Raw genomic sequence first — 16,005 nt, 5'->3', positions numbered from 1 at the left:
ATTCATGACTAATAATCAAGAATTACTCGATAATCTCTACAATGCTTTCGATCCAGATAAACCTTTGCAACCGGGCGATCCAGTGTATGTGGACTGTGAAGAAGTACGGGGGGATGGTGATATTCGGAAAGACTTGGGTAACAGCATCCGGCGATCAAACCGGATGACGTGCCAGCTTTACGGAGGGCATCGGGGCGCAGGTAAATCTACGGAATTACTGAGATTGAAAAAATTTTTAGAAGAAAATAAAATTAAGGTAATTTATTTTGCAGCAGATGAGGAAGATATTCATCCAGAAGATGCTCAGTATGTAGATATTTTATTAGCTTGTACGCGGCATTTATTAGAAGATTTAAAGGAAACGGCAAACCCAAGTCCATTACTAGAGTGGCTTAAATCTCGCTGGCAAGAGCTAAAAGATTTAGCAGTGACAGAAATTAAGTTTGAAAGTTTGAATGTAGAAGGTCAAATTGCACTATTTGCAAAGATTACAGGTAATTTAAAACGTGTTCCAGATTTACGATATCAAATTCGTGAAAAAGTAAATCCCCATACGGTGACATTAATTGAAGCCTTAAATCAATTTATTAATGAGGCTAAAAAACACTTACCCTCTGGGTATGAACAACTCGCCGTGATTGCTGATAATTTAGACCGAATTGTCCCCATTTTTCATGAAAATGGTCGTAACAATCATGAAGAAATCTTTTTAGATCGTAACGAACAACTCAAAGCATTAGATTGTCATTTGGTTTATACAGTGCCAATTTCTTTGCTGTATTCCAGTCGTGCAGCAGACTTACGAGATATTTATAGCGATCCCCAAGTGTTGCCAATGATTATGCTGCACACTCCAGAGGGCCAAATTTATGAACCTGGCTATCTCAAAATAAAGGAAGTTATTGAGAAACGAGTTAGACAGTTTGCCCCAACTCGATGTCTGGAAACTGAGATTTTTGATAGTGCCAAAACTCTGGAAGCATTATGTTTAATGAGTGGGGGTCATGTACGAAATCTATTGTTATTAATGAAATCGGCTATTGAGCAAACAAGCGACTTACCAATTTCTAAAAAAGCTGTGCAAAGGGCTATCACAAAAGCACGGGATACTTACCGCAGAACGGTTGAAGATGACCAATGGATGCTGCTTGCAGAAGTTGCAAAATCAAAGCAGATTCGTAATGATCATAAATACCGGAAGTTGTTATTTAATCGGTGTCTTTTAGAATATAAATATTTTGACAGTGAGGATGAACTACATCGCTGGAGCGATATTCATCCTCTGATTAAAGGCATTGAGGAATTTCAAAACGCTTGTAAGAAATTGCCATCATGAATATGGATCTGACAGAATGGGATGAAGATTTAGAATCGGATGAAGAAGAAGAATATCAAGCTTTGCTCAGAACGCTGAAGCGAACCCAAGGCTTTGCCTTACTGTTTGTGGAATGTTCTCTGGCACGAGGAAATAAACTCATTGAGGAAGTTAGACGGGATCTTCCGCAAAAATCAATTGAAGTTTTGCAGCTCAAAGAAGCTGTTGAAAATTTTTATGAAGTTGTCAAAAATTTACAAAATCGAGAACAAATTAATATTTTATTCGTTCAGGGCTTAGAGCATTCTTTTTATGAGTATGAGCAGAATCAAGCATTAAGTGGGTGGGATAGTTCAAAGCGATATTCCTATAGTTGGGAAGGGGTGCCGCGAGTTTTAATGAACCTGAACCAGCAACGGGAACGTCTCCGCGATCATTTTCCAGTTTGTTTTGTCTTTCTGTTGCCTTTATTTGGGAGTAAGTATTTCATTCAACGCGCACCCGACTTTTTTGACTGGCGTTCTGGTTTTTTTGAATTTCCTCGTCACCAACAACAAAAGGCAAAATTTATTGAAATAAAAACTTTATCTCAAACTTCTAAAGATGCAGTTTATTTGGCGTATTTTGTTAGAAGATTATTACTCTCTATTGATGCAAAAAGCACTGAAGAAGCGATTGATATTATCAGTAAAGCAATTGAAATTGCATCGGATAAGCATGAAGACTGTTACATCAGGTGCGCTGTCTTAGGTAATTTAGAACGCGCTGAAGAAGCAATTGCTTTCTTTGACAAAGCACTTGAAATTAAACCGGGCGATCATGAAGCCTGGTACAACCGGGGCGCTGTTTTATCTAATTTAGGACGCTATGAAGAAGCGATTGATTCCTTCGATAAAGTAGTTAAAATTAAACCGGACGATCATAAAGCCTGGTACGGGCTGGGTAGTGCCTTAGATGATTTAGGACGCTATGAAGAAGCGATTACTTTCTTTGACAAAGCACTTGAAATTAAACCGGGCGATCATGAAGCCTGGTACAACCGGGGCGCTGTTTTATCTAATTTAGGACGCTATGAAGAAGCGATTGCTTCCTTCGACAAAGCACTTGAAATTAAACCGGACTCTCATGAGATCTGGAACAACCGGGGCTATGCCTTATCTAATTTAGGACGCACTGAAGAAGCGATTGCCTCCTATGACAAAGCTGTTAACATTAAACCGGACTATCATTATGCTTGGTACAACAAAGCTTGGTGCTACGCCTTACAAGGTAACGCTGACTTAGCCCTCAAAAACCTCCAACAGGCTATTCAACTCAACCCTGACAAATATCGGCAAATGGCAGCAACCGAATCTGACTTTGACAGCATCCGAGAAGATAGCCGATTTCAGATGCTCATTCAAGGAGATCAGGAGAACAATAGGTCAACTCCATGTTAAAAACACCTAAGGTTCCCCTTTCAGCAGGTTTGCAAATATAATATGCTCTTTAGGATTAGCCACAACCAATAATCGATCACCGGCTTCCAGCATCACTTCACCTGTCGGATAGCGATAAAGCTGCTTATTGCGTTCAATTGCCATAATCGTCGCACCCGTTAACCGGCGCACTTTAGATTGAGCAAGGGTCAGTCCCTGCAAAGGCGAGTCTGGATGAACCACATACCAGTTTCGTTGTAATCCTTCAATTGCCGCCTCCAAATTAGTCGCGCCCCAATATTCCGCCCTTTCTGGCAAAATATCCCGATACCGTCCACTGCGATAACGATTAACAACTTGCTGCACATCATACGTCGAATCTCCAAGATTTAATAGCAGATGTGCCCCCATTTCCAAAGATGCTTCAAACTCAGGCTGAACAACTTCTTGAGCACCTAATTGGTAGAGTGAATCAATTTCGTCATTAATATGAGCACGAACCGTAATATCTAAGTCTGGGGCAAGACTCAAGGCACGCTTTAATGTTAATCGGGTTGCCATCGGATCTGGCAACGCGATTGCCATTGCTTTTGCTTTTTTGAGATTCGCTTTTTCCAGTACCATCTGACTCGAAGCATCTCCAAATAGGTAAGGAATTTTTCGCTCTCGCAGCGTTTGCAGAGATGCCTCATTATTATCAATCACCAGAATTTGATGTCCCTGAAAATAAAGCATTCGCACCAGCGGTTGCCCGACTCTGCCATACCCAGCCACCACCACATGATTCGTCAATTCTTCCTCAAACTCAACCAAGTGAAGCGAATTGTTCGATTGCAAGAGAGAACTGATTCTGGGAAATTGTTCCAACCACTGCAGCCAAGAGGGTGTTGCCTTCAGTAAAAAAGGAGTAATCAATAAAGTCGCAGCCGTTGTTCCCACAGTCAGCCCATAAAGTCTCTCTGAAAAAAGTCCTTGACTCTGAGCCACGCCGGCTAATACAAAGGAAAATTCCCCAATTTGATTGATGCCCAGCCCGACTGTTAACGCTGTTTTCAGGGGATAGCCAAACAAGTTAACAATAATTGCCACAATGGTTGCTTTGCCAATCATCGTAATCGCAACTAATCCAGTTAATATCCAGATATTGGCAAACAAGAAACCCGGATCAATTAATATTCCAATAGATGCAAAAAACAGCGTTGCAAAGACATCTCGCATCGGCAGAATGCGATCCAGGGCATGATCGGCATACTCAATATTAGAAATCATTAATCCTGCCACAAATGCACCCATTGCAATCCCTAAACCAATGGCAGAGGTAAACAGGGCAATTCCTAAACAAAGCACTAAAATACCCAGCAGAAACAGTTCTTGAGAGCCGGTTTGAGCGAGTAGGCGGATAAAAAACGGGATGATCCAACGTCCCGCGAGAATTGCCCCAGCGATAAAAAGGACGGCTTTCAACAACGCATTAGCAATCGCAATCCCAATCGCCTCGGTTGGTTGAGTCAAGGCGGGAAGGACTGCAAGCATCAGTCCTAAACCCAAATCTTGTACAATCAGGATTGCCAGCATCACTTGACCATGAGCCGTCTGAACTTCATTGCGCTCAATCAAACTTTTGAGGACAACGGCGGTAGAGGAGAGGGAAAGAACTGCACCGAGGAAAATTGCTGTCGCAACGGTATCAACCCAACCCGTCAGGTAAGCGAGTCCCCCGCCTAAAAGAATGGTGAGAATGATTTGGAGGGAACCCCCTCCCAGCGCTATTTTCCGAACGCGTAACAGCTCTTTTAGCGAAAATTCAACGCCTAAAGCAAATAGCAACAGGGCTACTCCAACTTCAGATAGCACCTGGATATCCCCTTCAGCAGAGATCAGTTTCAATCCTGCCGGCCCGACAACAATACCACCCAATAGATATCCCAGCAATGCCGGCTGTTGTAACCGGCTTGCGAAATACCCCCCAGTTGTTGCAGCCCCTAAGACTGTCACCATTTCGACAATCAGTGTCAACTCACCCGACATCTGCTCTATCCCCCTTGAGATTGCTTACAGCATATCGTCAAATTACTTGCTGATAGGTTAGCGACAGGTTATTACTTGTCATTACCGCGATGCCGGCTGCTGTGTAAAATTTGCAATCTTGTTTGACTCTGCAGGAGAACAGAAAGTGAAGCTATCCCATCTGAGTACGCTTCAAATTGCCTGATTATCCTGCCAAGGTGATAGCTTAGCCCCGAAGTTTATAAGTTCTTTGTTTGACTTGAGTGAGAAGCAAATCAATGCGGCTTTTTCCTACATTAAGACTCATTGGATTGAGGTCGAAGCAGACTATCAAATTGTTCTCAAGGAAGTCAAAGAACTATCGTGAGCTAATTGCCGGCATTGCGGGTAAAGCATAAATCTAAGGCATAATTTTTATGATTGATCATAATTTTAAAAATATGAACAGCCGGCAACGTTTGAGTGTGGCTGATTGACTGTGATCTTAAATTTGTTGCTTTCCAGTCTTTCAGCCATTTAATTTGCCGGCTTTAGATTAACAGTCACGATAGAAGACTCGATCTCTCGTACCGTGAAGATAGCCGACTTTGTAGTCTGCATTATCCGATTGCTGGGATTGGTGAGTGTACCCATCTCTATAGCCCATCTGGAATTCCGGCAAGTGAATGTTAAGGTTCATCAATTCTAAGGAAACTAGGGTTCCGCGTTTGTGTTGTTTGCTGCTGGTTTGCATAAAAGATGCCCTGGAAATCGTTTTAGAACTAAGAGATTTCACCTAACTGGCTTTGGGTAGCCGAGAGTCACAGTTAATCTGATCATTCAGCCGGCTGAGCAAACAAGCCTAGTTCAAGACTTAAGCTGGCCGGCCAATTTAACTTAGTTTATAAAACCATATCCATTGGGCACTAGACCACTAGCGCAAGTAGCGAAGTGATTAACCGCCTTATCTATCGCAAGTAGTAGATCCCTTGATCCCTCTGATAAAAAGACTATGGCAAAAACAGTATTATCCCCGCCCCGTGTCAGTCTCCAAACCAGCCGGAGGTTTTATCTTTTCTAAAAACAGAAAAATAGCGACAGGAGGAAAGTATCGCTCAAGCTGTAGAAAGCACGTTATTTAAAAATAACTAAACCCGCAGAAAAAAATCTCGTTTTTAAGATTTAATGCTTAACGCTTGCCGGTTTTGGCATTTTTCCCGCTAGTTTTTCCGGAAGTTTGGTCGCTTTTGGGAGGGTTGATGCCGGTTTTACCCGGCTTTCCAGAGGTTTTCTGTGCGCCGGTTATAGAAGTTGAACGACGCCCTGTTGAGATAGAAGTTTGCGGCCCTGTGGTAGGCATTTGTTCGGTTTCTGACTGATCGGAGGTGGAGGTTGGGGTTGTGCGTCGTTGGGTGCGGAAGGTCACGTTGACGCCTTCATTCGATTGTTCTAGCACCAGCATAGGCGTAGGTTTAGCCTTTTGATCCCAATGGATATAAGCAACCCGACCTTGAATCGTTGGCTGCCACGTATCATGATCCTCGGATGTGCTGAGGTAGGTTTCAATACAGTCAATAATTTGACCAATGGTTACCGAGGTCGGTTGGGTGGGTAATTTTGTTAATTTAATTTCAATGCGGAATAAAACTCGCTTGGTGATTTTCGCACCTTCGCCGGTTTCATATTCCACATCAAACAATTCATCAACTTGACGCCCCATCCCCCGTGTTTCTTGCGTGGGACGCAAGGCTAAAGAAATTTTATCTTTAACCTTGACTTTAATTTGATTAACAATGGCAAAGTGGAACGTTTCCTCTGCCATCCGCATTCTGAGATAATCTAAGTTAAACTCACGTGAGTGAACCAAGTCTGGGTTTTTTTCCATTTTCGTGAGGGTTCCGAGAGCCAGCTTGTATTTCTTTTGCATCTCTCGACTTTTAAAATCTTCCATCCTAAGTTTTTTGTTCAGGTTACCGATTTGCAGCTTGGCAAAGATGGCTAAAGCGAGCAGCAAAAACAAAAGTCCTCCAGACACCCCCATCCACATTTGGTCGGCAGATTGTTTTTCCACCTTAGCCGGCGGTTTAACAGAGGCAGATTGTTTTTGCACCTTAGCCGCCGGCTTAACAGGGGCTTGCGCTAACAAGGGATCAACAAGGATGATTGAGACTGACATAAGGGCGCACCGTTAATATTTAAGGGTTATTTTTATCTAAAATCGATTGGGAAACCGATAGCTTTGCAACATTAGAACTAGCTTGCATAGCACTATCCTAATTTAGCCACCGCGATCGGTAGTTACGAGCGTCAATGTGACTGAGATAGGGAAAGCGGGAATACCGGCCTAATCCTCCCGGCCACCAGGGATCTAGAAACCAGTAAAGTTGATTGCCCGTGAGACCCTCGCAATAAAAATCAATGGCATCTCCAACGATATGCCGGCTGTTAGAAACCCCACCCACACGGCGATTAATTTCAGCAGGACGATACCAACTGGTAATCCGCAAAGGCCGGCCAATGCGATCTCGCGCCCGCTGAGCGAGTTTGGCGATGCGGATCATGGCATCTACTGTAGCTTGGTCAGGCGGCATTCGCGTGCCGCCGTGGGTGGCTTCTGCCCAGGTAAAGTAACCATCTGGGATAATCGGGGCATACATTTGAATGTTTTTGGGAGTCCACCGTTCAGGAGGCTTAGGCACAATTACTAAGGGCGCGGGTGCAGCTTCCAGGCTGCCGCGACGTGCCAAATTCATTTGTTTTAAGTCATCAAATAATGATGTAATCGCTTGAGTTTTGGTACTCATTTGCCGCCAGCGTTGAACCAGGACGATCAAGGCTTCTCGCTGGTGATCCGCTTCCTTATACTCAATTGACAGCCGGCGCGCAAATGCCAGCAGTTCTCGATCCAGTTGCGCTGCGGCTTTCACCAAAACTGCGGGATCGCTTTTACCGGCTTCTAAATTTTCCGCCTTAATTCCCAAACTTATCAGTGCTGCGGTGCGCGAATCGAGTTGTCGCCAAATACGGACGGCTTCTGTAACGGCGTTGCGTTGATGGGCTTGACCTCGATAATACTGGGGAATACGCCCCGCAAAGGCGATTAAGGCGGGATCGAGGATTTTGAGGAAAGGTTCGGGAGAGGTATTTTTTTTCAGAGAAACAATGGCTTCTTCACGGGAATCCAGCTGACGCCACACTTGAACCAGTCGCAGCAGTCCTTCTCGTTGATGGGGGTAGCCGCTGTAGTTGGGAGATAGTTGTTCGACAAATTGCAGCAGAGTCCCGTCTAAATAGGACTCATCGGAGTTTTCAGCGTAGGCATCCGCAGATTGCGGGATATTAAGAGAGGCAATCACTTGAGGAAGTTTGGCAATCGTGGCTTCGCGCGTGTCCAACCGGCTCCAAATCCGGGCTGTTTCCAGCAAAGCATCGCGCTGAGCCGGCAAGCCGTTGTAATATCGGGAAAGTTCACTCACCAGTGCCAACAGCGCTTGATCTACATAAGCTTGACTTTCCGGGAAGTCTTCAATCTCACAATCTATTTTGAAATCTTCCACATAAGCTTGCAACAATTTTTGTTTGTCACAGGCTTCTAACCGCGCAGCGGTAGAATCAGTGGCGGGCGCTGCGTAGCCGACAGCAAGGGTTTGAATAAAGCGATCTGTGTAGCGACCTTTTTCAGCGTGCCATAAGTCTGAGGCTGCCCACCCCTGGGCAACCAAACTTTCACTCAGACTGCGGATCGTATTGGCGGCATAGTAAATTTGTTCGCCTAGGGTTCTGACTTGTTCCAGCGCAATCCGATTAGCCGGCGAGACACCTAAGCCGGTTTCGTCATCCGCCAGGGTGGGTTGGTTGTGCGCTGCGTAAAGTGCTGCCAAGATCGGCTTGTGGATGCCGGCCCTTGCAGCTTCTTGAAGATACAGATAATTGCGCTGATCTGGTGAAAGTTGAGCCATAAACAAGCGTGCGATGAGCGAGGATAGCCATGCCTTTTGTCACTTTATCTCAGGCTGTAGCTGGTGGTTTGTTTAGAAATATTCGTTTTGTTGCAACTGATATGGATGGCACGCTTACATGGCGGGGTAAGTTTACCCCAAATTTGCTACAAGCGTTAGAGAATTTAGCGGCTGCCGGCATTCCTGTATTAATTGTGACGGGACGTTCTGCGGGTTGGGTGAGTGGGCTAAGTAGCTTAATGCCGGTTGCCGGTGCGATTGCGGAAAATGGTGGGTTATTTTATCGCGCCGGCTGTGATGTGCCGGTGGCTTTAACCCTGATTCCCGATCTTGCCGAACACCGGCACAGGTTGGCTCAGGTGTTTAACTCACTTAAAGTTAGGTTTCCCAGAATTCAGGAGTCAGTTGACAATCGTTTCCGGATTACTGATTGGACATTTGATGTGGCGGGACTGACGCCGGCAGATTTACAACAGATTGCTGAGTTATGCCGGCAGATGGGTTGGGGTTTTACCTATAGTTCTGTGCAGTGCCACATCAAACCCTTGGAACAAGATAAAGCGGCGGCTGTGCTGCAAGTGTTGCAGAATGACTTTCCCCAATATCTGCCGGCGCAAGTGGTGACGGTGGGTGACAGTCCGAATGATGCCAGTTTATTTGATGGTGCGATCTTTCCCCATTCTGTGGGCGTGGCGAATGTATTGGAGTATGTCGCTGAACTCACCTATCTGCCGGCTTATATTACTGCCGGTGTAGAAGCCGAGGGTTTTTGTGAGTTAGCACATTTTTTGTTAAGCAATTAAGTCTTGAACTTCTCTTAGAAATAGCACGGTTACCTAAAGTCATTTTACTGGAAAAAGGTTCCACTCATTTCTCTTTTTCACTTGTTTTTACTAATTTTCCTGGGTTGGAGGTAGCCTCTGTAGCGGATATCACAGCGATTAGGGATTAAAACAGAGTCGGGGATCGAAACGTTATCAACTTTAACTTTAGTTCAGTCTTAAATCTACCTAAGGGTCAAGGCTTACCCCTTAACAAATTGAATATAGTGGAAGTAATCCAAACGCAAGGCATACAAGCACTCCTCGCAGTTTTGACCGCACAGAGCGCTCTTGATGCTTAACGAATGGATTTGAGGTAATTCTTTAAAAAGGGTGCGGACGGTGGAGTCGAGAATACGCCATCGGCTACTGTATAGACAACTCACTAACAACTTCTTGCAAGCGCCGGAAAAACTCAGAATACGAAGTGAAGAAAGCGTGCTTTGCGGCTGAAAGATTGGGTGAAACTAAATCATCTGATTATAAACAGAGCGTCATCACACTAAGAAAGTTGATTTAAATCACTAGCCCTTTCTGACTTCGCTCACTTAGCCTGATCCGTTTTATCACAAGTTGCCTGAGATTTCGATTACATTGTACTTACTCGCATTGCCTCATAGTAAATTTATCAAACACTGAGAGGTTCGGCAAATGAAATCTGTAATTTTAAATGCCACAGCATTTATATTCACGCTATGTTTAGCAGTGCCGGCGCAAGCAGAAAATCCCGCCCATGTCAAACAGTTGCGGGAAACAAATTTGTGTCAGCAATGCGATCTGAGCGGCGCTAATTTAAACGGTGCTCACTTAATTGGCGCAGATTTAAGAGGGGCAAATCTTAAGGGTGCGACGTTTGAATCTGCCAATTTAGAAGGTGCGGATTTAACGAACGCAAATTTAGAGGGCGCGAATTTCAGCAAAAGCTATTTAAATAGTGCGTCATTGAATCAAGCAAATCTCAGGGAAGTCAACTTCTCGAAAGCCAACCTGTCATTCGCCAACCTTATCGGTGCCAACCTGATCAATGCCAATCTTGATAACGCTAACTTGCTAAGTGCCGATTTACGGCAAGCTGATGTCGCCAGTCAAGCACTGGAAAGTGCCAATTTAGAAAGTGCGCGTCTGCCAGAGGGCGTTAACGTTGAATAGAAACTCTACACAAATAAAGGCGATTAGAGAGTGGAGTTGAGCTTCAGGCATGATCAAAAGCTGCTTTGCCTGACGGATAACAACTTCACTCCTTGCCCTGTCTTAGCTTCAGTAAGACCAAACAATTAATGTTGCTCAACTCATTCATTGCCGGCAGAAAATTTTATCTCCCTTCAATTGCGGCAATCTCCACAGACTTTACACCCCACATTGCAAGGTAAAATAAAACGTTGCGCCTTGCTCCACCGCAGATTCAGCCCAGACAAAACCGCCGTGAAGATGAATAATGCGCTGAACTGTTGCGAGTCCAATGCCGGTGCCTTCAAAATCAGCCATTGCATGAAGCCGCTGGAAAGGGCCAAAAAGTTTATCTGCATAAGCCATATCAAAACCGGCACCATCGTCGCGGACAAAATACACCGATTGGCAAAGGCTTATTTCTCCGTTGTCATTCGCAATGGCGGGGAGAACTGGAACGCAGGAAAGCGGACAAACCCCAAATTCGATGCGAGCATGGGGGCGCTTGCTGGTAAACTTCCAGGCATTGCCCAGCAAGTTTTCTAACATCACCCGCAGCAGTTGAGCGTCCCCACTGGTAAAGAGGTCTTCTGCGATTTTAAACTCGACTGGGCGTTGCGGTTGTGTCCTCAGCAGTTCTGCTGCCACATTCTGGGCAACAGTGGTTAAATTTACGGGTGAAAAATGAAGTTCCCGGCGCGTCACACGGGACAAGCTCAGTAAATCATCAATTAGCTGACCCATTCGAGCAGTGGCAGCACAGACACGACTGAGGTAATCTTTGCCGGTGGCATCTAGGGTTTCCCCATAGTCTTCTAAAAGCGCCTGACTGAAGCCGTTAATACTCCGCAGGGGCGCTCGCAAATCGTGAGAGACTGAGTAACTAAAAGCTTCTAGCTCTTGGTTGGTGGCTTGCAGTGCTCGCGTGCGTTCAATGACTCGCTGTTCAAGTTCATCATTGAGCCGGCGAATTTCCGCTTCCGCTTGTTGACGCTCGGTAACGTCCACTCCAATACCCCAAGCCACCCATCCCGGAAGGGGAACCTGTTCAGAAACGTTAGACCACGCAACCGTTCTCACACTGCCATCTTTACAGGTAAATTTCCACTCCCAGTCTCGATAATTGTTGCCACGTTGTTGCCATTCGGCCATCATGAGGGCGCGATAGGCGGGATCTGGACACAAGATTTCTAGCCATTGCGGGTTGCCAACCATCTCCGATGCCTGGTAGCCGGTGACTCGTTCGCATTCGCGGTTCCAAACGATAATATTCCCCGATATATCAAAGGCATCCATCATCACCGGCATATTCTCCAGCACCGCACTCAAGCGCCGCTCACTTTGCCGCAAGGCGGCTTCTGCTCGGACTCGTTGGGAAATATCGGTAAAAATCCCTAATAGTCCGGCGATTTGGCCGGTTTCATCCTTAATGGCGTCAGCGCGAAGCAAAACCGGATGACGAGTGCCGGTGCGGCTGTGCATCTGCACTTCACCCCGCCAAGAATTACCCTTTCTGACGCGATCAAATACTTGAGTTGCCAGGGAGGGTTCAGCAAAAACGACTGCCGATCCTCCAGCTGCTTTTAGCTGTTCGCAACTGTATTCAAATAGCTCGGCAAACGCTGGATTAAGGTAAACCGGCGTGTCGGCAATATCAAAAATCGCAATCGCATCGCCGGCACTTTCAACGGCTGCTCTAACGCGCAAAAGCGCTTGCTTTGTCTGTTTGCGCTCAGTAATGTCCCGGCAGGTATAGAGCACAGTTCCTTGTTTGATGGAAACGCGCTTGACACTGACAAGCATGAAATGGGAATTGCCGAACTTATCTTTAATCTGGCGCTCAATATTGCGGATTTCTCCCAAGCTGTCCAGCTGATTTACATCGAACAAATTCTCGCCCAGCAACTTAGCAACGTTGCCTAACGCATAAGCTTCTGACACAGAGTAGTTGAATGTGTGGGCAATACTGGGACCGACATAGATCAACGTGCCGGTGTCATCGGTGATGAAGAGGGCATCGGAAATGTTGCTGAGTGTGATGCGATGAAGTTCTTCTGAGTCTTGCAGCGCTGCTTGGGTACGCTTGCTCTCGGTAATGTCGCGCACCATTGACAGAACTTCATCATATCCGCTCACAACCGTTCGCGCTTCGTAATGCCGCATCAGGCCATTTTGCATCAGCTGGTATTCCAGGATATCTGTCTCGCCGGTTTGCAGAACTTGCTCGATGCTATGGGTGAATTGTTCTGCTAGTTGAGCCGGCAACACTTGCGATACTTTTTTGCCCAAAAACGCCTGGGGAGGGGCTAACATCTCGAAGTTTTGCGCTGGAATGAAGTCGATATAAGTACCATCTTTGGTACTGCGAAACATGGCATCCGGGATGGCAGTCAGAATAGCTCGATTCACTGCTTCACTTTTGCGAAGGGCTTCCTCGGTTTGCCGGTGTTCAATTTGCGTTCGCAGTGACACGATGCCATAGGCTAAATCTCTGGCAAGTTCTGTTAGTAGTTGTAACTCTTCATCATCGAAGGCATCGGCTCGATCTGCGTAAATGTTAAGCGCTCCCAACGTGCGTTCACCGGCAATCAATGGCAGAGAAATAAGTGCGGCATCGCTGCGATCGTGCCCTTCCCAGTTCGATGCTGTGTCATCAAGGGTGTTTGGGTTATTTTTGACAATCATAGGTTGGCTGGTATAAATGGCCGAACTGCTTGGCTTTTCTGAAGCCGGTAAGAGCTTTTTCTCCTCACTTACCCACGCAGAAGTATAACCGCCCACTTCTACGATCAGCCGGCAGATATCGTCTAGTAACTCGGTTTCCTCGGTGGCGCGGACGACTGCCTGGTTGCAGGCGCTTAAGACTCTAAGTGTGCGGTTAACTTGGTGCAGTTCTGTTTCTGCCTGCTTTCGCGCCCAGTCGCAGGCTATCATCTCACTCACAATTTGTAGCGCCCGCACATCTTCAGCCAACCATGTGCGTTTTTTTTGGGTGTCATCAAATCCCATGAAGCCGATGAGCGTGCCGGTGGTGGAATAGATGGGAACGGCTAACAGGGAGCGGATATGTTGCGTTCGCAACATTTCTTGTTCGGCAGCCGCTTCTGCCGGCATGGTGAGCGTATCTGGAATGATGATGATTTGCCGGCTCTTAAGTTGCCGCATCCACCAAGGAAACTCGGCAGTGTTGAGCGTGCGAAGTGGCTCAATTTGCCCTTGAGTTGTGGCAGCACGCCATTCAAAGGTTCTGTCCATTCTGCAGCCGTCTTCGGTAATTTGATAGATGTGAGCGCGGGAGGCGCAGATCACTTCTCCCAGCAGTTGGAGAACTTGATTGAGTTTAACTTGAGGCGAGACGAACAATTTGGAAATGCGGGCGATCATTTCTTCAATGGCAAGCCGGTGACGCAGCTGTTCTTCGACTTGCTTGACTTCCGTAATTTCCATGACAATGGTGCCAATGCCACTGAGTTCCCCTTCGCCGTCTTCGATGGAAAAGATCGAGGTTTGCCAGTGACGCTTTTGCTGAATATCGCTGAGGGATTCACTGGTGAGTTCACTTTTGATCAGGTTGGTATTACTGGCGAGTATTCTCTTCAGCAGTGGCTCAACAGCCGGTGCGAGTTGGGGCGTGACTTGCCGGTAGGTTTTGCCAAGATGTTTGCTCACCGGCATCCCATTGAGCTGTGCTAGGGTTTGATTAATTTGAACAAAGCGCAACTGTTTGTCTAAAATTGCTAAGCCGACAGGGGCGGCGGCAAAAAATGCGTTGAGGCGTTCTTGAAGTCCGGATAATTGCCGCTTTAATCGTTTGCTGCCGGTGATATCGCTGGCGTTGGCATAAAGAATTTGATTTTCATCTCTCATGACGCTCCAAGACAGCCACAGATACAGGCCGGTTTTGTTGCGATAGCGATTTTCAAAGTGGCAAATGCTGCCGGTGCTACACTTTTCTAGCGCACTTAAGCTGGCTGCTATATCATCCGGATGTACGAACTCGATCCAAGGCTGTTCACGCCAGTCTGCCGATGTCCATCCTAAAATTCTTTCCCACGCCCAGTTGACTGTCTGGAAATACCCGTGCGGCCCGATCGTACAAAATACATCTGATGACAGGTTGAAAAAGGCTTTTAATTCCGACTCTGTCAAGGCTAGTTCGTTCATAATATTTTTACTCGGATCGGGTTTGTCCATTAGCACATCTAAATTATTCGATTGCTTTTGATTTGCAACCGCGATGGCAATTCATCAAATGTCTATTTTCAGTGCTGCCAGCAAGCCAGCTCACCCAGGTATTTTTCTTCTATAGCCGGTTGCACTTATGATTAACAAGACAGAAACGCGCAGAATATGTCTTTTTTCTGACAATGAGTTTAATTGCATTCAAGGATTTTTTAGGTCTAGCAGGTGGCAATTTGGACTCAGCTTGTGCCAGTTTTTGAGTCTGGATCGCTTACCGAATCTAGCGACAGAATAGGAAATACTTGTCAGGAAACACGCTAATCAATCGCTTAAATAAAAGTTTAATGTTTTTAGATAGAAAAAAATTAATTTAAGGTTTTCCTTAGGATTAATTTAAGATTCAGCAAGCCAGTGTGAGGTTTTGCAATCCGGGGCTACAGCGAGAGCGGTTGAGGGACTTTTTTGCTGTGGCGAGCTTGCGTCGATAAGCCAGCAGCGATTATCTTTATTTATTATGGAGTCGTTAACTTCTGCACTCCACACGAGGTGAGCTACCATATCCCCATGCGCCGAGTACGCCTGACGGAAGAGCAAGGGGCACGTACCAGACCACAGCTATCACCGCCTGCCAAGATGGGGCGGTCAATTTCTGATGTTCTAGGTCAAGCTCGTTCGCAAAGCGTGGGCAAAGCGCACCGGCTATGGGTGCCGGTGGGGGCTTGCAAGCCGGCTAAAGGTGAGTCAAAGGGCGTCTGTCATGGGCAGTGTGACTTGCTGAATGCTGAGGCAAAGCTCAAAGGAGCGAGGTGCCTTTTTTTGCGACTCCAGAGAATGGGTGCATATCAGGAGGCGCAAACTCGGTTAAACCGGCAGTGGCCAGTTAACTTAGTCAATGTTTTCCTAGATCAGTTTTTCCTGTTTGGTAACACCTGGACGGCAAAAGATAGGGGAGGTGACAGGGGCTGAATTCAGCCGGTTTTGCAGGAGGGGTTTGAAACCCCACAAACATCCCAAATAATTGTCCAGATTGATTTGGGCGGCCCCCGTGCCGTTGCAAATAACCTTTTTACTAAAGCTTAAAACAACAGGACTTTAAAGCTTGCATGAGTGCGAATCGGCAACACAAGCACTGGATGCCAAGACGTGAATGTTTAATT

General features: G+C 46.1%; 10 protein-coding genes. 5 read left to right on the top strand and 5 right to left on the bottom strand.

Annotated features, from left to right (window positions below):
* The first annotated feature begins 4 nt into the window (after positions 1-4).
* Positions 5-1,336, top strand: coding sequence for an AAA family ATPase (locus tag H6F56_RS18410; RefSeq protein WP_190671031.1), 1,332 nt, complete (start codon positions 5-7; stop codon positions 1,334-1,336).
* Complete coding sequence (locus H6F56_RS18405) at positions 1,333-2,754, top strand: tetratricopeptide repeat protein (RefSeq protein ID WP_190671028.1); 1,422 nt, start codon at positions 1,333-1,335, stop codon at positions 2,752-2,754. Before H6F56_RS18410 ends, H6F56_RS18405 begins: the two co-directional genes overlap by 4 nt.
* Before the next feature lie 6 nt (positions 2,755-2,760).
* On the opposite strand, the gene H6F56_RS18400 is transcribed toward H6F56_RS18405, so the two are convergent.
* The 4 genes from H6F56_RS18400 to H6F56_RS18385 all read right to left on the bottom strand — a co-directional run bounded on the left by H6F56_RS18400 (position 2,761) and on the right by H6F56_RS18385 (position 8,678).
* Positions 2,761-4,761, bottom strand: coding sequence for a cation:proton antiporter (locus H6F56_RS18400; protein WP_190671026.1), 2,001 nt, complete (start codon positions 4,759-4,761; stop codon positions 2,761-2,763).
* A 514-nt stretch (positions 4,762-5,275) separates the two neighbouring features.
* On the bottom strand, positions 5,276-5,473 hold the full coding sequence (locus H6F56_RS18395; protein ID WP_190671023.1) for a hypothetical protein: 198 nt from the start codon (positions 5,471-5,473) through the stop codon (positions 5,276-5,278).
* 435 nt (positions 5,474-5,908) lie between these two features.
* A complete protein-coding gene (locus tag H6F56_RS18390) occupies positions 5,909-6,895 on the bottom strand; it encodes a hypothetical protein (protein WP_190671021.1) in 987 nt (328 codons plus the stop codon).
* 97 nt (positions 6,896-6,992) lie between these two features.
* Positions 6,993-8,678 carry a D-Ala-D-Ala carboxypeptidase family metallohydrolase gene (locus H6F56_RS18385; protein ID WP_190671020.1) on the bottom strand — a complete coding sequence of 562 codons (1,686 nt, stop codon included), beginning with the start codon at positions 8,676-8,678 and terminating at the stop codon, positions 6,993-6,995.
* 29 nt (positions 8,679-8,707) lie between these two features.
* On the opposite strand from H6F56_RS18385, the gene H6F56_RS18380 reads away from it, so the two are divergent.
* Both H6F56_RS18380 and H6F56_RS18375 read left to right on the top strand, forming a co-directional pair.
* A complete protein-coding gene (locus H6F56_RS18380; RefSeq protein ID WP_190671017.1) occupies positions 8,708-9,481 on the top strand; it encodes an HAD family hydrolase in 774 nt (257 codons plus the stop codon).
* A 669-nt stretch (positions 9,482-10,150) separates the two neighbouring features.
* Positions 10,151-10,648: a pentapeptide repeat-containing protein gene (locus H6F56_RS18375; protein ID WP_190671015.1), complete on the top strand. Its 498-nt coding sequence runs from the start codon at positions 10,151-10,153 to the stop codon at positions 10,646-10,648.
* 198 nt (positions 10,649-10,846) lie between these two features.
* Here the strand turns inward: H6F56_RS18375 and H6F56_RS18370 are convergent, their stop codons facing one another.
* Positions 10,847-14,860, bottom strand: a complete 4,014-nt coding sequence (locus tag H6F56_RS18370; protein ID WP_206753416.1) for a PAS domain S-box protein — start codon at positions 14,858-14,860, stop codon at positions 10,847-10,849.
* Between the two features lie 450 nt (positions 14,861-15,310).
* Here H6F56_RS18370 and H6F56_RS18365 point away from each other — a divergent pair, with 450 nt between their 5' ends.
* The gene (locus tag H6F56_RS18365) at positions 15,311-15,814 is read left to right on the top strand and encodes a hypothetical protein (protein WP_190671010.1); all 504 of its coding nucleotides are present in this window, start codon (positions 15,311-15,313) and stop codon (positions 15,812-15,814) included.
* The last annotated feature ends 191 nt before the right edge of the window (positions 15,815-16,005 follow it).

It is taken from the genome of Microcoleus sp. FACHB-672, assembly GCF_014695725.1.
In the GTDB taxonomy this organism is placed as follows: Bacteria; Cyanobacteriota; Cyanobacteriia; order Cyanobacteriales; family Oscillatoriaceae; genus FACHB-68.
Note: the sequence above shows the minus strand (reverse complement) of the source record. Positions and strands in the feature narration are given on the sequence as shown.